General features: G+C 43.8%; 21 protein-coding genes. 3 read left to right on the plus strand and 18 right to left on the minus strand.

All coding sequences use genetic code 11. The features are described from left to right. Nucleotides 1-47: 47 nt before the first annotated feature. Nucleotides 48-1,136 (minus strand): hypothetical protein, encoded by a 1,089-nt coding sequence (locus tag ACEN2L_RS04045; RefSeq protein WP_441741905.1) that lies wholly within the window; start codon nucleotides 1,134-1,136, stop codon nucleotides 48-50. A 180-nt stretch (nucleotides 1,137-1,316) separates the two neighbouring features. On the opposite strand from ACEN2L_RS04045, the gene ACEN2L_RS04050 reads away from it, so the two are divergent. Next, complete coding sequence (locus tag ACEN2L_RS04050) at nucleotides 1,317-1,703, plus strand: VOC family protein (protein WP_372340894.1); 387 nt, start codon at nucleotides 1,317-1,319, stop codon at nucleotides 1,701-1,703. A gap of 39 nt (nucleotides 1,704-1,742) precedes the next feature. On the opposite strand, the gene ACEN2L_RS04055 is transcribed toward ACEN2L_RS04050, so the two are convergent. From ACEN2L_RS04055 to nrdR, 10 genes are all read right to left on the minus strand, one after another. Continuing rightward, entirely contained in the window at nucleotides 1,743-1,919 is a 177-nt protein-coding gene (locus ACEN2L_RS04055) for a cysteine-rich CWC family protein (RefSeq protein WP_441741906.1), read from the minus strand. A 49-nt stretch (nucleotides 1,920-1,968) separates the two neighbouring features. Next, nucleotides 1,969-2,247: a hypothetical protein gene (locus ACEN2L_RS04060; RefSeq protein WP_306021244.1), complete on the minus strand. Its 279-nt coding sequence runs from the start codon at nucleotides 2,245-2,247 to the stop codon at nucleotides 1,969-1,971. A gap of 153 nt (nucleotides 2,248-2,400) precedes the next feature. Next, on the minus strand, nucleotides 2,401-2,859 hold the full coding sequence (locus ACEN2L_RS04065) for a phosphatidylglycerophosphatase A family protein (protein WP_441741908.1): 459 nt from the start codon (nucleotides 2,857-2,859) through the stop codon (nucleotides 2,401-2,403). Nucleotides 2,860-2,927: 68 nt separating this feature from the next. Beyond that, on the minus strand, nucleotides 2,928-3,890 hold the full coding sequence (thiL, locus tag ACEN2L_RS04070) for a thiamine-phosphate kinase (protein ID WP_306021242.1): 963 nt from the start codon (nucleotides 3,888-3,890) through the stop codon (nucleotides 2,928-2,930). A 64-nt stretch (nucleotides 3,891-3,954) separates the two neighbouring features. Next, nucleotides 3,955-4,377, minus strand: coding sequence for a transcription antitermination factor NusB (gene nusB, locus ACEN2L_RS04075; protein ID WP_306021241.1), 423 nt, complete (start codon nucleotides 4,375-4,377; stop codon nucleotides 3,955-3,957). After that, on the minus strand, nucleotides 4,378-4,854 hold the full coding sequence (ribH, locus tag ACEN2L_RS04080) for a 6,7-dimethyl-8-ribityllumazine synthase (RefSeq protein WP_441741911.1): 477 nt from the start codon (nucleotides 4,852-4,854) through the stop codon (nucleotides 4,378-4,380). 119 nt (nucleotides 4,855-4,973) lie between these two features. Then, nucleotides 4,974-6,071 carry a bifunctional 3,4-dihydroxy-2-butanone-4-phosphate synthase/GTP cyclohydrolase II gene (ribBA, locus tag ACEN2L_RS04085; RefSeq protein ID WP_306021239.1) on the minus strand — a complete coding sequence of 366 codons (1,098 nt, stop codon included), beginning with the start codon at nucleotides 6,069-6,071 and terminating at the stop codon, nucleotides 4,974-4,976. 41 nt (nucleotides 6,072-6,112) lie between these two features. Beyond that, nucleotides 6,113-6,784 carry a riboflavin synthase gene (locus tag ACEN2L_RS04090; protein ID WP_441741913.1) on the minus strand — a complete coding sequence of 224 codons (672 nt, stop codon included), beginning with the start codon at nucleotides 6,782-6,784 and terminating at the stop codon, nucleotides 6,113-6,115. A gap of 27 nt (nucleotides 6,785-6,811) precedes the next feature. Beyond that, nucleotides 6,812-7,939, minus strand: a complete 1,128-nt coding sequence (gene ribD / locus ACEN2L_RS04095) for a bifunctional diaminohydroxyphosphoribosylaminopyrimidine deaminase/5-amino-6-(5-phosphoribosylamino)uracil reductase RibD (RefSeq protein WP_441741915.1) — start codon at nucleotides 7,937-7,939, stop codon at nucleotides 6,812-6,814. Nucleotides 7,940-7,982: 43 nt separating this feature from the next. Further along, complete coding sequence (gene nrdR, locus ACEN2L_RS04100; protein ID WP_306021236.1) at nucleotides 7,983-8,432, minus strand: transcriptional regulator NrdR; 450 nt, start codon at nucleotides 8,430-8,432, stop codon at nucleotides 7,983-7,985. Between the two features lie 336 nt (nucleotides 8,433-8,768). On the opposite strand from nrdR, the gene ACEN2L_RS04105 reads away from it, so the two are divergent. Continuing rightward, on the plus strand, nucleotides 8,769-11,075 hold the full coding sequence (locus tag ACEN2L_RS04105) for a TonB-dependent receptor (protein WP_441741917.1): 2,307 nt from the start codon (nucleotides 8,769-8,771) through the stop codon (nucleotides 11,073-11,075). 101 nt (nucleotides 11,076-11,176) lie between these two features. Here ACEN2L_RS04105 and glyA read toward each other — a convergent pair whose 3' ends face one another. From glyA to ACEN2L_RS04140, 7 genes are all read right to left on the minus strand, one after another. Beyond that, a complete protein-coding gene (gene glyA / locus ACEN2L_RS04110; protein ID WP_306021234.1) occupies nucleotides 11,177-12,433 on the minus strand; it encodes a serine hydroxymethyltransferase in 1,257 nt (418 codons plus the stop codon). A gap of 199 nt (nucleotides 12,434-12,632) precedes the next feature. Next, complete coding sequence (locus ACEN2L_RS04115) at nucleotides 12,633-13,634, minus strand: family 43 glycosylhydrolase (protein WP_441741920.1); 1,002 nt, start codon at nucleotides 13,632-13,634, stop codon at nucleotides 12,633-12,635. A gap of 126 nt (nucleotides 13,635-13,760) precedes the next feature. Beyond that, a complete protein-coding gene (gene amt, locus ACEN2L_RS04120; protein ID WP_441741922.1) occupies nucleotides 13,761-16,823 on the minus strand; it encodes an ammonium transporter in 3,063 nt (1,020 codons plus the stop codon). A 225-nt stretch (nucleotides 16,824-17,048) separates the two neighbouring features. Then, nucleotides 17,049-18,044, minus strand: coding sequence for a Gfo/Idh/MocA family protein (locus tag ACEN2L_RS04125; RefSeq protein WP_441741924.1), 996 nt, complete (start codon nucleotides 18,042-18,044; stop codon nucleotides 17,049-17,051). A gap of 13 nt (nucleotides 18,045-18,057) precedes the next feature. Continuing rightward, on the minus strand, nucleotides 18,058-19,365 hold the full coding sequence (locus ACEN2L_RS04130) for a M20/M25/M40 family metallo-hydrolase (protein ID WP_441741926.1): 1,308 nt from the start codon (nucleotides 19,363-19,365) through the stop codon (nucleotides 18,058-18,060). An 80-nt stretch (nucleotides 19,366-19,445) separates the two neighbouring features. Then, nucleotides 19,446-20,210 carry an exodeoxyribonuclease III gene (locus ACEN2L_RS04135; RefSeq protein ID WP_441741928.1) on the minus strand — a complete coding sequence of 255 codons (765 nt, stop codon included), beginning with the start codon at nucleotides 20,208-20,210 and terminating at the stop codon, nucleotides 19,446-19,448. A 131-nt stretch (nucleotides 20,211-20,341) separates the two neighbouring features. Beyond that, nucleotides 20,342-20,872 carry a DUF5655 domain-containing protein gene (locus ACEN2L_RS04140; RefSeq protein ID WP_306021228.1) on the minus strand — a complete coding sequence of 177 codons (531 nt, stop codon included), beginning with the start codon at nucleotides 20,870-20,872 and terminating at the stop codon, nucleotides 20,342-20,344. 243 nt (nucleotides 20,873-21,115) lie between these two features. Here ACEN2L_RS04140 and ACEN2L_RS04145 point away from each other — a divergent pair, with 243 nt between their 5' ends. Continuing rightward, nucleotides 21,116-22,396 carry an outer membrane protein transport protein gene (locus ACEN2L_RS04145; protein WP_441741930.1) on the plus strand — a complete coding sequence of 427 codons (1,281 nt, stop codon included), beginning with the start codon at nucleotides 21,116-21,118 and terminating at the stop codon, nucleotides 22,394-22,396. Nucleotides 22,397-22,590 lie beyond the last annotated feature (194 nt).

Here is a 22,590-nt window from a genome sequence, read left to right on the forward strand (position 1 = left end):
CATATGCCGGATTTTTTGTACTCAACATTTCACTCAACTTGACCCAGTTAAATTTGTTCAGGTTCCTGTTTGAGTTTGGCAATATGCTGATGAGCTGCTTGCAGCTGACGTTCAATATCACGCCGAGCGTCAATCATTTCATTAGCAATAGTCGCTAAATATTTAAACTCTGCAAAGCCCAGTTTGTTGCTGTCCATGTGCTGATACTCCCGTTTACAGCGATAAAAAAACATGACGAAGTTTAGAAACGCGCGCTGAAAAGTAAGATAACTTCTGAGTAATACCACCATGAGTATCAACGACGTCACAGCCATGATCAGCAAACTGTTTCGCTCAACTTGATACTCAGCTTCACTAATCAAAATTTCAAATTGATGGCTTACCTCATTCAGTTGAGCTTCTAGTTCATGCGCCTGCTGACGAAACTGACCTTGTAAACCCGAATTATGGTCTAAGCCCATTTCTTGATAAGCGGCAACTAATTGCATAAAGCCTTGCTGATAGGTATCTAAGTGACCTTGTAATAGGGCTTCGTCATTTGGCTCAAGTGAGTGCATGGCGGCTTGAAGTTGCTGATAAAGACGCTGTTCTTGCTCAACATATTGCCTATTTTTACGCAGTAAAAAGTCTTTTTCACTGCGGCGAATTTGCAGTAAGACGATGTGCATATTTACGCGCTTTTGCGCAATTAACTCTTGTTCAAGCGCATGGGTGGCCTGCCTAAATTGCCCTTGATAACCTTGATTTTCATCAAGTCCAATTTGCTGTTGCAATCTCGACAACGCGAGAAATTGACTGTGATACAACACAAAACTGGAGTGTAACTCGTTGAACGCCCTTTCACTTTGGGTAAATTCATCAAAGTATGATTTTATCTGCTCAATCTGCTCACTAAACTGCTCTGCTCGTTGTCGAAACATCTCGATGTAATGAGGATCTAATCTCAGCATAAAGTCTTTTTCGTGACGACGAAGTTGCAATAAACCCTGACTCAATTTTAGTAACTGTTTATTTTGATTGTTTAATTTAACTAAGCGCTGTGTGTTATAAATTTGGTTTACAACCAAGATCAGCATGCCAAATAAACAGATTGAAATAATCAGAACTAAGCGCGTTTTAATGGAATTAAGTTTCATAGTGGTTGTTTGCCTTGGGCTAATTTTTCAACCATTAAGCATCGCATCTTTGTATGAACGTTTTATTTAAGCTTGAGCCTTCTCAATACATTCTGCTGCAATGAACTAAAACTGAGTTAAATTCGACAAACACGCGGTGATACTCTAGAAATACCTTTTTACCCTAAGAGAAAATAGAGTATGGCGTCTAATCCACTGATCAGAAATCCCGTCTCATGGTTTGAAATATACGTACAAGACATGTCTAGAGCGAAACAGTTCTATGAAACTGTATTAGAAACTGAACTCAAGCCCATGGGGCCTGCAGAAATCAACATGTACGGCTTTGCCTCTAATATGGATATCTACGGTGCCAGTGGTGCTCTGGTATACATGCCGGGGTTCCCATCAGGCGGCAACAGCACCTTGGTGTATTTTAACGTTGATGATTGTGCCACTAATGCTGCACGGGTTGAAAAAGCCGGCGGTAAAATCCAGCGTGATAAGATGTCGATTGGTGAATACGGGTTTATTGTCTTAGCTGTCGACACCGAAGGAAATATGTTTGGCTTGCACTCACTAAGTTGAGCTTACTTACTGTGCGATACCAGTGAAAAAGTATCTGGGTTAGCATTGAATGCCTGCACACGAGGCGCAGATACAGTGCGTATTTTGATGTTCTGCGGGCAACAGAGATATCATAGCAGCCGGAATGGTTTGTACCACACACCAACATTGTTCAATTTTATCAATGCCACATGCATTATGTAGTTGGCAGAATGGGCAAACTTGCACGCTACTCATAGGAAATTTGGGACACTCTAGTTACGACGATTTTGGCCCTCATCTGGTCTTAAATTGAAATATTATTCAGAATTTTACTACAGGTTTTTACTGTCCATGCAAAAAATGGCAGGGTTAAGGCCAACCCTAAACTCATCATAATTAGCCCAGAGTAGTGAATATTCATCACGTCAGGGAGTACGTTTCCCTTACCAAATTGCTGAGCTAAACCGAGAAATATCATTAACACACCCAAAATATCTAACAGAATATACAAAATGGGTTTCGCTGGCTCAAACCCATTTTTAGGTGCTGTGGAGTGGAGAGTTGAATTACTTAACGTTGCCATGACTTAGTTTCTTCAGTTAAAAGGGAAAGTTGCAAAGGCTTATTAACCTTATAGTTACATTTGATGCAAATGCACATAACTAGTTCAATAAAGAGAGAAAAAACTAAGCTTAAAACAAAAATATTAATGAATTGTACGAAACTAAAATCTGAACTAGAACCAAGGAGAGGCAAGAAAAAGGTGCACACAGACTAACGAAAACACCCCGGCCAATACATCATCAACCATGATACCAAAGCCCCCGTGTACATGTTTATCTAGGTAACTTATTGGCCACGGTTTGGCGATATCAAATAGTCTGAATAAGATAAAACCAAGCACGACATTTTGCCAAGTAAGCGGCACTGCAATCATGGTGATCATCATGCCAGCAACTTCATCCCATACGATAGACGAATCGTCATGCACTTGCATATCTTCGGCGGTGCGGCCACACAACCAAATTCCCGCAAGGCTAAACAACACACAAAGCGCGATATAAATAGGTAAGCTGGTAAATAAACCGAGCACTAGCACCAAGGGTAAGGCCGCGAGAGTACCAAAGGTACCAGGCGCCTTAGGCGCTAAACCACTACCAAACCCAAGTGCTAAAAAATGCACAGGATTTTTCAATGAGACTCTTTGACGCAGTTCAGCCTGCATATGCAGGCCAATTTGTTGTAAGAAAAACTGAAATACGACTAGAAGTGTTGATAGCCACTGGGCTGCTCTTCTAGTAAGGCATTGTTAAGACGCAGTTCAAGTTTATTAGCTAAACCATTCATTTGCCCAATACAAGTAATACCCACGTTAGTGCTTGCCATAGCCAGCTCTAACTTTCCTTTTTGTTCTTCACTTACGGTAAACAACAACTCGTAGTCATCACCCGCACTTAAGGCGTATTGTCTGGCTTTTTGCGGGTCAATACTCTCGCGCATTGCTTTAGACAAGGGCAGTTTATCAACGTGGATAGTGGCGCCACAATTTGAGGCTTTTAGGATATGGCGGATGTCAGAATTCAAACCGTCTGATAAATCGATACACGCGTTGGCTAATCTACGCAAACTTGTTCCGGCTAATAATCGCGGCGTTGGGTAATGCAAACGTGACAGTAAATAATCCGCGTTGTCTGGGTCATTCAGGGTCACTTTATCCAGCAAGATATCTAAGCCCGCTCCGGCATCACCTAAACAGCCGGTCACGTAAATAAAATCGCCCGGTTTTGCTTTACTGCGCAACAGAGCTTGCTCTGGTGGAACAAAACCCTGAGCAGTGATAGTAATGGCCAAAGGCCCTTGTACCGTATCGCCACCGATTAACTGAATGGAATAAAATTGCGTCATTTCAGCAATACCCTGCGAAAATGCTTTAAGCCACTCTTCGTTAGCAATGGGTAAACTGAGAGATAAACTGATCCACGCAGGCTCTGCTCCCATGGCGGCGAGATCACTTAAATTAACCGCAATGGCTTTTTGCGCAATAGCGTGGGGGTTGGCATTCGCTAAAAAATGCACACCCGCAATCAGGGTATCAGTGGTTGTCACCAATGCCTGGCCTTGAGGTATCGTAGTCAGAGCGGCGTCATCGCCAATACCCAAAATAACATCTTTGCGTTGGTGACTTTGCGCTTTGAAGAAGGAGTCTATGATCGAAAATTCTTTCACTTTTACAACTTTTTAGTGAGGAAATAAAACAAGAATGCGATGAGCCGCATTCTTGAGTTTGATGTTAGGCCAGCTCATCTTTACGTAAGGTTTTGATGGCTTTGTCTAACACACCATTAATGAACTTATGGCTTTCTTCGGCACCAAAGGTCTTCGCAAGTTCAATTGCTTCGTTAATAACCACTTTGTATGGCACATCAATACGGGCTACTAACTCGTAGGTTGATAAACGCAATATAGCTTTTTCAACTGGATCAAGCTCTTCGGGAAGGCGCCCTAAAAAAGGCTTAATTTTTTTATCAAGTTCAGCGCAGTCTTTCACCACCGAACGTAATAATTCCAGAAAGTATTCCATATCGACTTTTTTCATGTCGTTACTCGTGACGATGCTCAATTCGATTTGCTCAACCGGATTATTCGACATCTGCCAAGAGTAAATGGCTTGCGTGGCAAGCTCTCTGGCGAGTTTACGGGCTTTAGGTTTCACCTAGTTGGTCCCTTCGATATTCGCAAGCACATTGACCATTTCTAGGGCAGTGACAGCGGCTTCAGCGCCCTTATTACCTGCTTTAGTACCAGAACGTTCAATAGCTTGTTCAATGCTGTCAGTGGTAATCACACCAAAGGCTACGGGTATACCATACTGCAAAGATACTTGAGCCAAGCCTTTGTTACACTCACCAGCAACAAAATCAAAGTGCGGCGTACCACCACGAATTACTGCACCTAAGGCGATAATGGCGTCGTATTTTTTAGACTGAGCGAGCTTTTGTGCAGCGAGGGGTAATTCATATGCACCGGGTACACGCACCAAGGTGATATCTTGTTCGTTGACCTCGCCATGGCGCTCTAACGCATCCAATGCACCATCAACCAAACTTTCTACAACAAAGCTGTTAAAACGAGCAACAACTAGCGCAAATTTTTTGCCTGTTGCGCGGATATTACCTTCAATGATATTCATGTACTGTGCCTTACTTGAAAAAACGGCGCGCAGTTTAGCACAACCGTATTAAGATTTAATCGATTTTTTGCCCATTAATTGAGTTGCAAGCCACATTTGACACTTTTAGCGTGGAATTGTTACTCAACATATTCAACTACTTCTAAGCCATATCCTGATAATGCATGGTATTTTTTAGGTCGACTGAGTAAACGCATCTTTTTAACCCCTAAACTAGCCAGTATTTGACTGCCCACACCAACAGTACGCGATGTGCCTTGGCGAGGTGCGGCGGTGGGCAATTCACCTTTATCTTCTGCTTCAAACTGCTTGAGTTGCCCCAATACATCCTGCTCTTTGCCCAATAATACGAGCACACCACCTTGTTCACCAATTTGCTTAAGGGCCTGTGGTAAACTCATGCTGCGTTCTATGCCTCGGTTTGAACCGAGCAAGTCGCTAAGATTGTTCTGTAAATGCACACGCACTAAGGTAGGCTTGTCGCCGTTAATTTCACCTTTGCACATCGCAAAATGTACTTGATTATCAATCACATCTTTAAAGGTGATTAGATCAAAATCACCGTATTCAGTGGGCAGTTTACATTTAGCCACTTGCTCAATGGTGGTTTCGTATAAGTTACGATACTCGATCAAGTCGGCAATTGTACCAATTTTGAGTTGGTGTTTTTTGGCAAACACCTCTAACTCTGGCCCGCGGGCCATACTGCCATCATCGTTTAAGATCTCAACAATAACAGATGCAGGTTCGCAACCCGCCAAACGGGGTAGATCAATGCCGGCTTCAGTATGACCAGCGCGATTTAGTACCCCACCCTCTTTTGCAATAAGTGGAAAAATATGACCCGGTTGGACGATATCACTGGCTTTAGCATCCGCTGCTACCGCTGCTAATACTGTTCTAGCGCGGTCAGCGGCTGAAATACCCGTAGTGACACCTTCGGCCGCTTCAATAGACACGGTAAAATTAGTGGAAAACTGCGCACCATTATTATCAACCATTAGCGGTAAATTTAAACGCTTGGCACGTTCTGCGGTTATAGGCATACACACGAGGCCACGTGCGTGAGTCACCATAAAATTGATTGCCTCGGGCGTGACATGCTCAGCAGCCATGATCAGGTCGCCTTCGTTTTCTCGGTCTTCATCGTCCATCAAGATGACCATTTTGCCTTGACGGATATCTTCAATAATGTCTGCGGTGGTATTTAAGGGCATAGGATATTTTCTTATTGTGTTTCAATTAATGGTTGCGGTACTTAACGCAAATAACCGTTTTCAGCTAAAAACGCCATGCTGATGTCTTTTTTCTGAGCGGGTTTACTGTGTTCGGCCGCTTTATCACCCAGCATCAGGCGTTCGAGATAGCGTGCAATAACGTCAACTTCTAAGTTGATTTTAGTACCCACTTTATACAAACCGATGATGGTTTCTTGCAAACTATGGGGGATCAAGGTGATCAAAAAATGACTACCGTCTACTTTGTTGACCGTTAAACTCACGCCGTCCACGGTGATTGAGCCTTTTTCAGCCAAATATTTAGCTAATGATGCAGGGGCTTTTAACCAAATTTCGACATAGCGGCCCACATTATTAATCGATAATACTTCACCCACACCATCAACGTGACCACTGACAATGTGTCCGCCTAAACGGCCATTAGCTTGCAAGGCTTTCTCTAGGTTAACCTTGCTACCGGCTTGGTAGTGAGCAAAGCCCGTGCGTTTAATTGTTTCGTGAGACACATCAGCACTAAAGGTTGCATCGGTTAGGGCTGTCACTGTTAGGCACACCCCATTATTTGCAATACTGTCACCTAAGGCCACATCGCTTAAATCAAGTTTGTGTGGCTTAATGGTGAGCCTTATATCTTCACCACTTGGCTGTAAACTTTGGATCACGCCTATATCTTCAATAATACCCGTAAACATAGTTTCTCTTTCTATAATGTTTTGCCACTATTCGTAAGCTATCGTTGCTGTTAACTTCAGATCAGTACCAATCTGACGAACATCTGACCACGACAAAGAATACGCTTGCTGCATGCTAGTTAAAGGCGCAATGTCAAATAAATCTTGCCCTTTGCTACCCATAAGTTTGGGCGCTTGATATAAAATCAACTCATCAATCAATTTACTTTGCAATAATGCCCCTGCTAACTTGCCGCCTGCTTCAACCCACAGGTTATTGATTTGCTGTGACCCCAAGTAATTAAAAACAGCATGTAAATCCAATTGATTGTTTACCGCAGGTGCTTGGTATTGCGTCACATTGGCAAAGAATGGCAAGGGATTAGGTCGACTATTTATCAGTAAGGTCGGGCTAGTAGACTGTAAACAGGTTAAATCCGGTGTAAGTTGATTGCGCCCATCTAATATTACTTTACGGGGCTGAATTAAGTTTGCTTCTGTTAGAACAGTTTCGTCTAAACCCAGTTCTGCATAACGAACATTGAGTGCAGGATTGTCAGCCAGTACCGTGCCCGAGCCCGACAAAATAGCGCAACTGCGAGCGCGATGTCGTTGAACATCTTGCCGCGCCATAGGCCCCGTTATCCATTTACTTTGGCCGTTTGCCAAGGCAGTTTTACCATCTAAGCTTGCCGCAAGTTTTACGGTTACCCAAGGTCGCCCAGTACGCATGCGTTTGATAAAGCCACGGTTTAATGATTCAGCTTGTGTTTGCATCAAGCCATGAGCCGTACTGATACCCGCTTGCGTTAATTTGGCCAAACCGCTGCCTGCCACTAAGGGATTAGGATCCACCATGGCCGCGACAACTCGACTCACTCCCGCTTCTATTAAAGCGTTAGCACAGGGTGGCGTTCGCCCAAAATGACTGCAAGGTTCCAATGTTACATAGGCTGTAGCGCCTTTTGCCCAGCTTCCTGCTTCTTTTAAGGCATGGACTTCAGCATGAGGAGTGCCGGCTTTTTGATGCCAGCCTTGCCCAACAATATTACCCTGAGAATTGACTAACACGCACCCAACATTTGGGTTTGGCGTGGTAGTATATTGACCCCGTTTGGCCAATTGAATAGCCAAGGCCATCATTCGGGCATCGACTGAATTAAATTGATTTAACATGTTGAGTCCAAAATGAACGGCTGGTACGCCTTCTTAGCCAACGTTAATCGCCTAAGCGCGCAATCTCTTCGCCAAATTCGCGAATATCCTCAAAGGAGCGATAGACAGAAGCGAAGCGTACGTAGGCCACTTTATCGATTTCTTTAAGCGCATCCATAATCAAGTTACCCAAAAACTGACTATCGACTTCACGTTCGCCAGTGGCGCGAAGTGAGGATTTCAAACGGCTGATGCACTCTTCAATTTGTTCGGTGCTCACAGGGCGTTTTTCAAGCGCCCGCTGTAAACCAGCTCGCAGCTTGTCTTCATTAAAGGGCTCTCTCGAACCACCCCGTTTTACAATGCGCGGCATCACCAGTTCAGCCATTTCAAATGTAGTAAAACGCTCTTTGCAAATCGTGCATTCACGACGACGACGGACTTGCGTTCCATCCGCGACTAATCGTGAGTCAATCACTTTGGTTTCTTGCACTGCGCAAAATGGACAAAACATAGCAATCTCTGAGGGCCTTAAAAAGTGAGGATAAACTAGCAAAAAAACGCTCAAAGTGACAGACCCCAAGTAATAAGTGGGCATTTTAATCGTGAAATTCAATTACGCTTCTCCACTTTGGCCTCCCTGTCAGGCCTCAAGACCAATTTTAAGTGCTAAAAAGTGTGATAGCGCAGGGTCTATTGGAAGAATAATTTGCCAAATAACGACATGTATAAAAATTATAAATAGTGCCAAAAGATTACAATAGCAGTGCCTTCGAGTATTATCCGCGCCCCAAATATTTTAGTTTTTAACGCAGTATTTATCACACTCCTCAACTATTGGTATTCTAAAATGAAACACGTTAACAAAGCATTAGCCGCCATTTGTGTGCAAGCCGCCCTTTTTGGTCACGCTGCTCAAGCGCAAGAAACAAGCAAAAAAATTAATGATAATGCCCTTGAGCAAATTACGGTTACCGCACAAAAACGCACTCAAAGCATTCAAGAGGTGCCCATTTCAATTGCCACACTAAACGGTGAAAAGTTTGAGAGCATGTTCTCCGGCGGTGACGATATCTTAGCCTTAGCGGTACGCGTTCCTGGTTTGTATGCTGAAACATCGAATGGCCGCGTCGCCCCGCGTTTTTATATTCGTGGTTTGGGTAACACCGATTTCGATCTTGCGGCATCACAACCGGTTTCGATTGTGATGGACGATGTAGTAAAAGAAAACGTCATTTTAAAAAGTTTCCCGCTGTTTGATGTTGAACAAGTTGAAGTGATCCGTGGCCCACAGGGCACACTTTTTGGACGTAACACCACCGCTGGTATTATTAAATTTGACTCTGTCAAACCCACTGAAGATTTTGATGCATATGCAAAAATGGGCTTAGGCAATCTAGGTACGGTTAATTTTGAAGGGGCGGTAGGCGGCGGTTTTGCCGATAACCTATCTGGCCGAGTATCGGTATTGTCGCAAAACCGTGATGATTGGATTAACAACGCTTACACCGGTGAAAAAGACGCCTTTGGTGGCTTTGACGAAAAAGCGTGGCGGGCACAGTTGTTGTTCTCACCTTCTAGCGATTTTTCTGCTTTGTTGAATGTTCATGGTCGTGAACTCGATGGTACAGCATCCGTATTTCGTGCCAACGTTTTCACGAAAGGCAGTAACGACTTAAACGAAAACTACGTTAGAGACGTGGTGTATTATGATGCGGATATCGACGGTAATGGCCCAGACAATAATCCACAAAAATACGAAAATTATGGCGCATCGCTTAAGCTAGAATTTGGCCTTGAAAACATGACGTTGACTTCTATCACCGCCTATGAAGAAGCAGAAGGCTTGAGTCTTGGAGACATCGATGGTGGCGTGTCGTTATTTGCGCCTGCTGATATCAATGGTGATGGCACTGAAGAACTCACTTATCCTGGCTTTATCGCCTTTGGTGCGGTCACCCAAGATAACTTAGATGACTTAGAGCAGTTCACCCAAGAAATACGTTTTGCCAGCGATACTGATGATGCATTGAGCTGGCAAGCAGGCGCGTTTTACTACGACTCATCCTTCAATGTCACCAGTATCGACGGCTACTATGGCGCTACCACCGTGTTTCATGAAAACACTACATGGGCAGTATTTTCACAACTTTCTTACGCCGTAAATGAAAAATTAAATCTCACCGGTGGCCTTCGTTATACCTATGATGAAAAATCATTGCGTGTGGGCCAGCAAAACGTTAACGGCTTTGCTTTGGTCACCGGCGATGCCAGCATTCAAGACTACGCTGACATCAATGTTGATGACGACCAAATCAATTGGGAGCTCAGCGCAAACTATCGCGTAGATGATAAAACGTCGGTATTTGCCCGTGTAGCTAATGGTTTTAGAGCACAAACAATTCAGGGCCGTGACGTGGCTTTTGAGGGCGCACCTTCAGTGGCTGCACCTGAAACCATTAACTCAATCGAAGTGGGTTTTAAATCAGACTTGTTAGACAATTCACTGCGCTTAAACGTCGCTACTTTTTATTATGTGATTGATGATGTGCAGTTTTCAGCCATTGGTGGTGACGGCAACAATACCGCTTTGATTAACGCTAACAAGGGTACCGGCTACGGTTTTGAAATTGACTCTCAATATGTAGTCAGTGACAACCTAGTATTAACAGCGGGTTACAGTTACAACCACACTGAAATTCAAGATGATACATTAACGGTACTACCTTGCGGTGCGAACCCGGCATTTAACTCTACCGGTAATTGTACTGTGCTTGATCCACGTCCTGACGGGTTTAAAGCCTCGATTGATGGCAATCCCTTCCCGCAAGCACCAGAAATGATTGTTAACGTCACAGCCCGTTACGCTATGCCTATGGGTGACGACGGTGAGGTTTACGTTTATACCGATTGGGCATACCAAGGTGAAACCAGTCTGTTCTTATATGATTCCGTTGAATTTAAAACAAATGGTAATGTAGAAGGCGGCTTACGTATCGGCTACGAAAACTTTACCAACAACTACAGTGTTGCTCTTTTTGGTCGTAATATTACCAACGAGCATAACGTGAAAGGTGCAATTGATTTCAACAACCTAACCGGTATTGTTAACTCTCCGCGCATTTTTGGTATTGAAGGTAAGATTAATTTTTATTAATCACTGGCACGTCACTCGTCCTTTGCAGGGCTGAGTGATAGCGCTACAAAAAAGCCCCGGCAACGGGGCTTTATACTATCAGCACATTGACTACCTAATGCTTAGCCGTATACCGGGAATGCTTCACATAAGGTAACCACTTCGGCTTTAACACGTTCAACAACCGAATCATCACCTAGGTTGTCAAGCACGTCAGCAATCCAGTTTGCCACTTGTTTGGCTTGTTCTTCTTTAAAACCACGACGAGTAATAGCTGGCGAGCCTATACGTAAACCACTGGTGACAAAAGGAGAACGAGGATCATTAGGTACGGAGTTCTTGTTAACGGTGATGTGTGCACGACCTAAGGCCGCATCAGCGTCTTTACCAGTAATGTCTTTATCGATTAAATCTAATAAAAACAAATGGTTGTCAGTACCATCAGATACCACTTTGTAACCGCGTTCCTGCATTACCGCCACCATTGCTTTGGCGTTAAGCAACACTTGTTGTTGATACACTTTAAACTCTGGCTCTAAGGCTTCTTTAAAAGCGACCGCTTTCGCCGCGATAACATGACATAAAGGACCACCTTGGTTACCTGGGAATACTGAGCTATTTAATTTTTTATAGATGGTTTCGTCACCACAAGAAGACAAAATCAAACCACCACGGGGACCCGCAAGGGTTTTATGGGTTGTGGTAGCAACAACGTGGGCGTGAGGTAGTGGGTTAGGATATAAACCAGCCGCTACTAAACCTGCAACGTGAGCCATATCAACAAATAAATAGGCGCCTACTTTGTCTGCTATTACGCGGAAGTCTTGCCAATTGATAATGCCCGAATAAGCCGAGAAACCGGCAATAATCATCTTAGGTTTGTGTTCAAGGGCTAAAGCCTCAACTTGAGCCATATCGATTTCGCCCGTTACAGGGTGTAATCCATACTGTACTGCGTTGTAGGTTTTACCTGAAAAACTTACCGAAGCACCATGAGTTAAATGGCCGCCGTGGGCTAAGCTCATCCCTAAAACCGTATCCCCTGCATTTAATAGAGCCATAAAAATCGCAGAGTTGGCCTGTGAGCCAGAGTGAGGTTGAACGTTTGCATAGTCAGCCCCAAACAATAATTTTGCACGTTCGATGGCTAAGTCTTCAGCGATATCAACATACTCACAACCGCCATAATAACGTTTATGAGGATAACCTTCAGCGTACTTATTGGTTAACTGAGAGCCTTGGGCTTCAAGTACACGTGGGCTACAGTAGTTTTCTGAAGCAATCAACTCAATATGATGCTCTTGGCGTTGGTTTTCGTTTTGAATCGCTTGATATAATTCAGGATCGAAATCAGCAATATTCATGTTACGTGTCAGCATCGGCTATCCTCTAACTCATTTTGGCAAAAAAGACGGGGCGAAAAAAGAAGCGCATATTCTAGTCATTTTCATGGCTTTGTATAGTTGCAAAGCGCCATGAACCATAACCAAATGTTGTAACGCATTGTTGGCGCTTCTATCTAAGCGCGTAAACAGCTAACTTCACCAATAATAATTACTCGAAAACCGAGCCTTTGGTTTAATCGTTAAGCACTTTATTCATAAAATCTCCAACACCTTCCTCCGTACGCTTAACTTCTTGGATCGTGCCATCTTCATTAAAGTATAAATACTCTGCCGCGCTGTGACGCTGTTTCTGCCTGTTTGCACATTGGGTATTGCGGCTTAACCATCGATGGTAAAACAAAACCCATTGACCTTGGTATTCAACGATAGAGTGATGATTGTTACCCCCCTCACTTTGCATGAATACCCCTTTGTACTGCCATGGGCCTGTGGGTGACGTAGCCGTATAATAGGCAAGCTCTCGGTTATTCTCAGGCATCGTAAAATAGTAGAGTCCTTGACGCTTAAATACCCAAGGCCCTTCCATTTTAGGCTCGTAGCCACCCATGTCCATTTTCATTAACTCACCTTCAACACTGCGCATATCATCGGCCATCTTAGCCACCTGATAATCGGCATTCTTACCGTGAAAATACAAATAGGCTTGGCCATCATCATCAATAAATAAACTAGGATCATTGGCATAAGGCTCTGTCCATAGCGGTGCACCAATGGCATCTTTGAAAGGCCCAGTAGGTGAATCACTGACCGCGATGCCTATCCCCATCCACTTAGTACTGCGTTCAGGATTTACGCGATCTTTGTGGCCTGTCCCTGCAGGAAAAATTAAATAATATTTGCCATTTTTGTAGGCCGCATCGGGTGCCCAAGCATAGTTGTCAGCCCAGCTAAGATCATCCACTGTTAGTATAGGGCCGTGATCAGTCCAATTAACCAAATCAGTGGACGAAAACGCGTACCAATCTTTCATCCAGAAATCTGCTTGGCATTCTTGATCGTGAGAGGTGTACAGATACATTCTGCCGTCTTGCCATACGTGGCCAGAGGGATCAGCGGTTTTAATACTACTGCCAAAATCTAATGGATTTTGCGCTAAAACCTGAGCGCATAAAAAAGCCATGGTGGTCACAAGCAACGGTTTGAGAGTTGCTCTAGATAATGTGCTAATTGACATAAAAGACTATCGGTAGAGGATGAATAGCCCGACTTTACACCCAAGCAATGGTGACACACGCAGAAAAAGCATCCCTTGTTTCATATTTGAATGCTTCTTTTGCACGCTGGTTCTACGCAAGAAACCCTAGTCGATGACTTCAATAGCTGCATCAGATGAAATCAATAATGCCGCGGCTTTTTCAACAAACAAGGGTTTATAAAATAAATAGCCCTGAAATACGTCACAATTCATGCTTTTAAGCTGCTCAAGTTGGCCTTGTGTTTCCACACCTTCCGCTACAATATTTAGATCTAAACTAGTGGCCAGACTAATAATCGTGGCACAAATTTTTCTGTCTTCCTCGGTGACGTCACATTCCTGCACAAAAGTTTGATCTATTTTAAGGACATCTAAAGGCAAGCGTTTTAAATAGCTGAGTGATGAGTAGCCTGTGCCAAAATCATCAACGGAAATCCGAATATCCAACGATTTAATCTCTGCCATAACCTGGATACATCGTTCAATATCATGCACTAATACGCCTTCGGTTATTTCTATTTCAAGGTAGTGCCCAGCGATATCGAAATGTTCAAGCTGCTCGCGAATAAAGGGCACAAGCACCTCAGAAATCAGATGCTTACCCGATAAGTTGACTGATATTGGCACGATATTTAGGCCTTGGGCGCGCCACTGCGATAACTGCCTGAGCGTTTCACGGATAACTTTCTCACCTAGTTGAATAATTAAATTCGAATCTTCTGCAATTGAAATAAATTCGTTGGGAGGAATAAAGCCTTCCTCAGGATGCGCCCAGCGAATCAGCGCTTCAAAGCCCACAACGTTATCTTTTGTGTGATAAATTTTCGGTTGGTACACCAAGTAGAATTGCTCAGAATCTAAATTTTCACGCATTTCACGTTCATAATTAAACTGCTTGCTGGCCAATTGCGCCATTTCAGGCTCGAATACTTGATAATTGTCGCGCCCTTTTTGCTTGGCGTGATACATGGCGATATCAGCATGTTGAATCATTTTATCTGCGGTAATTTCGGTCCCGACCGCCAAGGTAACGCCAATACTAGTAGGAATATTAAAGGACTTATTTTGCACGCTAACACTCTCGCGAAGTACCTCTAAAATACTAGCGGCTCTGGCATTAACGAGTGCTTGATCAATCGTACCACTCATCAGCACCACAAATTCATCACCGCCCCATCTGGCGATAATATCTGCCTCACGACAAACAAGATTGAGGCGCCGCGCCACCTCGCACAACAATTCATCTCCCGCCTTGTGGCCCATGGTATCGTTAATCTTTTTAAACTTATCTAAATCTAAAAAAAGTAAGGCAACGGATAATCCATTGAGCTGGGCTGTGTTCAGGGCCTCGTTTAATTTTTCCATCAAAAAAGTGCGGTTGTACAAACTGGTTAACGGGTCACGATAAGCTAAAAACTTCAGCCGAGACTGCAATTTTGTTTGCCGTGTAATATCCCTAATGTGCAGGGTATATTCCGTTATCAACCCATTATTAAGGGGGGTAGTTGTTATGGTGATTTCAGCAGGAAAACTATGCTCTGAAGAACGTTGCAACTGCATTGTATTCCGCCGATTTAACAGCAAACCTTGAGATAAGGTAAACATTTGCTCAAGGCTATCTAAGGCTTGCTGTTGATCTTTCTCAAGCAAGAACATAATAAAAAAATTACGTCCTTGCACATGATGTTTTAAACAGCCAAAAGTGCGTTCAGCCGCAGGGTTAAATTCAAGAATATGCCCTTGATGATCAATAGACACAATGCAGTCCATTGATGAATCAAGAATGGCACTTTTGCGTTTTTCACTCGATTGAAATTGATTAATTGCACTATCTCGTTCACCAATTTCAAGTTTAACGCGGTTGATTACTTGATTGTAGCGGCGGGCGATTTGCCCGACTTCAGTAAACGGCTCTTCCGGTACGGGCGTTGTAAAGTTGCCCTCTTTTTCCTGTTGATGCATGGAACTGAGCAAATCAATGAGTTCAGTATTAGCATTATGTTCACTGACATTTAACCCTCGCTCTTCGTCTTCATTAGAAACGCGCAGGGGCACATAATAATTGAGTAGCCGCATCAACAAGTAACTGATAACAAAACTATAAAAACCAATAACTCCGATGCCCAGTAATTGTGCCCCAATTTGCTGCCATACGCTTAGGTCAGTGCCCAACATACTTGGCGCACCGAAAAATGCCACGGCTAACGTTCCCCATACTCCCGTCATTAAATGAGCAGGAACCACACCTAAGGCATCATCTAATCCCAAACGCACCATCATCTCAGAGCCATATATCACGATAATGCCTGAAATCATGCCGATTAGCGCGGCCTCAGCAGGGCTCACTGCGTGGCACGATGCCGTAATACCAACGAGCCCACCAATTATGCCGTTTAGCATCTCAGCCACATCGAAATAGCGGTGTTTTACATAATAAAATAATCCTGCAATTAAGCCTCCAAAAAGGGCAGATACCGTGGTATTCAATAATATAATGGGCACTTGCTCGTTCAGATCTAAGGTACTTCCACCATTAAAACCAAACCATCCGAGCCAAATAAGCAGAGTGCCCAACGCAGACATCGGTAGATTGCTCCCTTGTGGCAACCGCAACCCCCTTTGAAAGCGACCTACTCTTGGGCCAATCACAATAATCGCCGCTAACGCCACCCAGCCCCCAACCGAATGCACGACTGTAGAACCGGCAAAATCGATAAAACCAATAGTTTGCAACCAGCCTGGTTGCCCCATATAGGCAGATGCCCAGGCCCAGTGGCCGGTCACAGGATAAATAACTAAACTTAAAATGAGAGTAATACCAAGATAACCATTGAAGGTCATTCGTTCAGCAACAGCCCCTGAGGCAAGAGTAGCTGCCGTGCCGCAAAACATCATTTGAAATAAGAAAAAACAAATTTGCCTGACATTTTGTGTGTCACCAAAAAATAGCTCACTACTACCAACTAGCCCCAGCACGCTATCACCAAACATAAGACCAAAGCCTACGGCCCAAAAAACGGCGGCAGAGACTAAGAAATCGGCGATGTTTTTTGCAGCAACATTGATACTATTTTTACTGCGAGTGCGCCCTGTTTCTAAGCACAAAAAGCCCGCTTGCATTAAGAAAACCAGCATAGTCGACAGCAAAAGCCATAAATTTTGTTCCATATAACCTCTCAAAAACCAAGCGGGAGATGGCATGCACCAGAACAAACCAAGCTTTGGTAAAACAGCAGATATCCGCACTTTAGGAGTGCAGATTACGCAGAAATAGCGCTAACTATTGAATAATTAGGCTCTTATTCAATAGTTAGGCCACAACCGGCATAATCAATTAAGCGTTTGTTATTAAGAGGAAATTCGCTGACTAAATAGGCTTATTAGCGCCTTTTTTTATACATTTTCAATATCATCGTGGTAGCGTAAATTAATTTGTTTACGTACTTCATCCATCACGCGCATAACATCTAAACTGTCGGCGTGAGGCATCAAGTCACTGCATACCTTACCCTGAAAGATGCACTGCATGGCCGCTTCAATCTGATATTCAAAGCCGTTAACAGGGTGAGTGAAGCGCGCACATTCAACTAATTCGCCGTCTTGAAATAATTGCGCTTCTTGTCCTACCCAAAAGTGCTCAGGTAAATGAATTCGGCCTTGCTCTCCCACAAGGGTCATGGTGTTAGTGCATTTTGCCGTAATTGAGCAGCTAAATTGTGACAACTGACCTTGAGCAAACCGCATATTAACTTGGGTGGTTTTATCGATCCCGTTGGCCGCAAGTTGACTGGTGGCTTGCACTTGAATAGGGGTTTGTTCTAATAAAAACTGACTAATACTGATGCTATAGACGCCAAGATCTAACAGAGCACCACCAGCTAATAGCGGGTCATTTAATCGATGTTGGGGTTTGTCAGCAAAGGCAAAACCGATATCGGATTGAATATATTGTAAGGCCCCAATTTTATCTGCTTTCAGCCAGTCTTTTACTTTGGCAAAACAAGGCATAAAACGGCTCCACAAGGCCTCTTGAAATACGAGGCCTTTGGACTGTGACAACTCAATTAAAACCTGAGTTTGGCTTGCATTTATCGTTAGCGGTTTTTCTAACAGTATATGTTTACCGGCTTCAAGACAGGCTTTGGCAATCTGATAGTGATGACTATGAGGCGTGGCGATATAGAGTATATCGACCTCAGGATCATTAATTAAGTCACTGTATTGATGGTAAATTTTAGAAACCGCAAAACGTTGAGAAAAGGCGGTTGCGCGCTCAGCTGAGCGGCTAGCAATGCCATAGAGCTGTCCTTGTTTCGATTGCTCAAGTGCAGTAGCAAAGGTAGTAGCGATACTACCGGGGCCAATGATGCCCCATTTAATACGTGTCATTGAGGTGCCTTAGTTATTGTTGTTGTGTACTTAAACGATATAACAGCACAGTGGTCTTTTGAATATTCTGTGCAAAGCTTGTCATATCGGCCGTTTCATCTTTTGTGTGACCACCGGTGCCCATCAAACCCAAACCATCAATGGCCATGGTGACATGATCAGACACAAAAGAAATATCGGCAGCGCCAGCATTACGCGGATTAACCGCATTCACTTTCGCAAAACCAAGATCAGTGCTTACCTGACTGTACATCCCTAACAAATCCACATTGCCTTGGGTTTGCTGCATCGGAGGATAACCATCATCGAATACCAAGCTGGCATCAGTTTGGGGTAAATGCTGTGCCACAATGGCTTGCATTTTTTCTTTTGTTTCAGTTAATTGGTTTGGAGAAACGGCGCGCAATCCCCCTTTGACCATAGCAGTTTGGGCAACCACATTACTTTTGCCAAAGCTTTCAAATGTAGAGGCAGCCGTTTCTTTAAGGCGTGTTCCCCCTGCCATCACGCCAGGATTAAAACTCAGTAAGGGAATGTCTGACAACTGTTCACGAAAAGCATTCAGAATTCTAGCTAATTCAAAATTGGCACCAAAACCAACCTTTTCGGTAAAAATTTGTGACGAGTGTGCTGCTTGGCCTGTTGTTGTTAAGGTCCAAGCGACCGAACCTCTTCTTGCGGTAACAGCAGTATTAATATCACCGTCTGCATCTTCAAACCCCAGCGCAATATCAGCCCATATTCCCGCGTCAATTAATGCCTGTTTAGATTGAGCCAAAGGACGGCCACTGGCTTCTTCATCACCGGTTAAGACCACTTTAATATTCATCGCTGACAGCAAGCCATGTTGATGCAAAACTTGTAACGCAGCCAACATAATGACATTGCCTCCTTTCATGTCGGTAATACCGGGGCCAGCAATCGTATTTTGATTGATAATGGTGGCGTGCTGAAAGCTATCGTCCTTGGCAAAGACCGTATCCAAATGCCCTATTAACATTATTTTGGCTGCTGATGGATGCGTCGCCGATTCGTAGGTAGCCACTAAGTGTCCGGCGCGCTCAAACTCGCTACCGTCAAGCCATTCAGTGGTAAAGCCTAGGGCATCATATTGCTGTTTAAACAGCATACCAACCTGTTTAACCCCGGCAAAATTTTGCGTACCGCTATTAATATTAACCGCTTCGATTAATAGCGCTTGCGATTGACTAAGCTGCTGGTTTACCGACTCAACTAATTGTTTTTCTACACTGGATTGTGCGTGCGCAATACAGCAAGTAAAGCAACAGTAAAGCATTGCCAAGGCGGCTTTTTTTATCATTATAGGGCGCTCTTATCGGGGACTAAACCTAAATACTACGCTAGCCCTTACCAAGATGCATCCCCACTATTTGGCTAAATTTAATCTGCTAGATGCAAAACAACCGGACAATGATCCGATCCAAAAACATCGTTATAGATTTCTGCATCTTGAATTTTATTGGCCAAACTGGATGAGGTAAGAAAGTAGTCTATGCGCCACCCAACGTTTTTCTCGCGGGCACCCGCACGGTAACTCCACCAACTGAATTTTTGTTGCTCAGGGTAGACGTGGCGGAAGCTATCGATAAATCCAGCCTTCACCAGATTATCTAACCCATCGATTTCTTGTTGAGTAAATCCCGCACTTTTATTGTAATTGGCTTTGGGCCGCGCTAAATCAATGGCTTTATGCGCTACGTTTAAATCACCGCATACTACCACCGGCTTTTGACTCTCTAGCGCTTGCAAATAGCTTAAAAAATCTGCGTCCCATTGTTGGCGATATGCCAAACGTTTTAACTCACTGCCTGAATTAGGGGTGTACACCGTGACCAAGTAAAAATCACTGAACTCGGCACACAGAACTCGGCCCTCTTGGTCGTGCTCTTCAATGCCCATATCCAGAGTGACACTCAAAGGTGCCACGCGGGTAATAATACTGGTGCCAGAGTAACCTTTTTTTACCGCAGAATTAGTGAATATTTGATACCCATCGATTTCGGCAAGTGCCACTTGTACCTGCTCGTCTTGCGCTTTTGTTTCCTGTAAACACAACACATCGCAATTCATGTTGGCAAAAGACTCAGCAAACTCCTTGTTCATTGCGGCTCTAATACCATTTACGTTCCACGAAACCAACTTCATTCAAATCTCCAACCAGCTCATCATAATTTAGGCAGGCATTGTAGCGGCAAGAAAATTAAAACCAAGTTGATTAGCTCAAACTCACACTATCGACATGCATTTTTGTGGGGTGATAAATACCAAGGGAGACCTTATCCGGCTTCAACATAGGCCGCTTTAATTAGGGCAAATAACTCTGAGTCAACTTGCGTGATGTCGGTGAGCTGAACTCGGTGGCTGCACATTGTACCAAACGGACCTGAACCTTCTAAGCGCCCAGATATCGCTCTATCATTAAATTTAAGCCCTAAATCGATCCGTGTTTTGGTGCTTGGCTGAACAAGCGCGAACTGGCGTTTGCGCCTAAAAGACACCGCCGACTTTTTAGCTGAAACATCAACATCATCGGCAAGTTGACTGATGTATTGATGCAATTTTTGATAAATAGGCATCAACGTTTCTTTGCCTTGGTATTGCTGAGCAATTAATTCATCAGCATTCGTACTGGCGGCATCGGCACCTCTAAATTTAAGGGCAATAAAATTTGCATAGCCGTGAGTTAAACCGCACTCACCTTTTAAAAAAGCCATTATCTCACCGTGTTTGCTAACAGGCTGAGCAGCTAATATGGTTTTCCATTGCTGCAGCGTTTTTCCGGTTTTTTCTAATAAACCTTGCTCCATTAATTACTCCTCAATCAATTTATGAAAAATATGCGTAATGCTGAACACGCCTACTGACACATCAGTAAAAATTCATTGCTCGCTTGTCGACCTTGCTTAGGAAAATCGCATAAAACATGCTTTGTTACCTAAAATTAGCGTAAAAACAGCATAAAAACACTACTAATAATTTTAATTTTCGGTAGGATGCCGCGCTATTTTTTCATCCCCATATTCAACTAAAATCAGTAAGAGAGTGAGTTAATGTTTCGTTATTCTTTAATCGCAGTGGCTTTATCGGCCTTTGCTACGCAGTCATATTCTGCCGCATTCCAATTAGCAGAACACAGTGCCTCTGGACTTGGTCGCGCATTTGCAGGTGAAGCAGCCATTGCTGAAAATGCGTCAGTCATCGCTCGCAATCCTGCTTTGATGTCGCAATTTAGCACAAAGCAAGTTTCTATTGCCGCCACTTACGTTATTCCAGATGTCAGCTTAACAGGCGAAAGCGCCCCCGCTTATTCAACGCCAAGCGCCATGAACGATGACAGCATTGCCCCTTCTGCACTTGTGCCTGCGGCTTATTTTGTGATGCCCATTGATAACCAATTCGCCTTTGGCTTGGGTTTGTTTTCTAATTTTGGTTTGGCCACTGAATTTGAAAATGACTACGCGGCTGGCCAGCTCGCCGGTAAAACAGAAATTACCACGGTAAATTTAAATGCAGCACTTTCTTATAAAGTTACTGAACAATTCACTGTCGCCGCTGGTGTGAGCTACGTATATGCTGATGCTCAGATTACTCGTCATGCCGGAGCCGGGTTGCCTGCTTATTTGCAATCGGCTTATGGTTCGACCTTAGGTGTATCAACCAGTGACGAAGCGGTAAATCTAGAAGGTGATGATTATGGTTATGGCTGGAACATTGGCTTTGCCTATGAGCTTGCTCCTGGCCATCGCTTAGGATTGCACTACCGCGCAGCAACCGATATCACCTTCGAGGGGAACTATTCAAATGAATTGCCCAGCGTCATCGGTGGTTTAGCTGGAAGCAGTATTCCAGGTACAGTTGATATTGAACTACCAGCAAGCGCTGAATTCTCAGGTTCACACCAACTAAATGAAGAATTAGCGCTTCACTACAGTGTGTTATGGACGCAGTGGAGCAGCTTTGAATCGCTTGAGGCTTATTCAAACGGTACGCAAGTTTTTGCCAAAGAAGAAGGCTTTAAAAACGCCATGCGTTATGCCCTTGGTGCTGACTATCGCCTAAACAAAGACGTCACCTTACGTGCGGGTATCGCCTATGACAAAAGCCCTGCTGATAAACACATGTCTATCTCTATACCCGACACAAACCGCTTATGGCTCAGTACTGGTGCAAACTATACGCTAGCTAACGACGCATCGATTGATGTAGGCATTGCGTATTTAAAGGGTGAAAAACAACACTTTACCGAAATGGACAATTTAGGCGGTCAGTGGCAGTTTAAATCTGAAGGCAATGCTGTTCTGCTAAGTGCTCAGTACAATATGTCGTTTTAATCGTTAGCATTCAACATTACTCGCCCCGCAAGGTCTTACCTTGCGGGGCTTTTTTATGGCCATAGCCTGATGTTGAACTAAAAATTTGTTTACCCTGTCAATGTCATTGCCCCATCCCCCCTTCGCTTGCAGCGCGTAAAGTAGACGACTTGATCCACTCAGCCCATTTAGTGGTTCTGATGACACCTTATAAA

Origin of the sequence: Flavobacterium sp. W21_SRS_FM6, assembly GCF_052119645.1 — a bacterium.
Classification (GTDB): Bacteria; Pseudomonadota; Gammaproteobacteria; order Enterobacterales; family Alteromonadaceae; genus Paraglaciecola.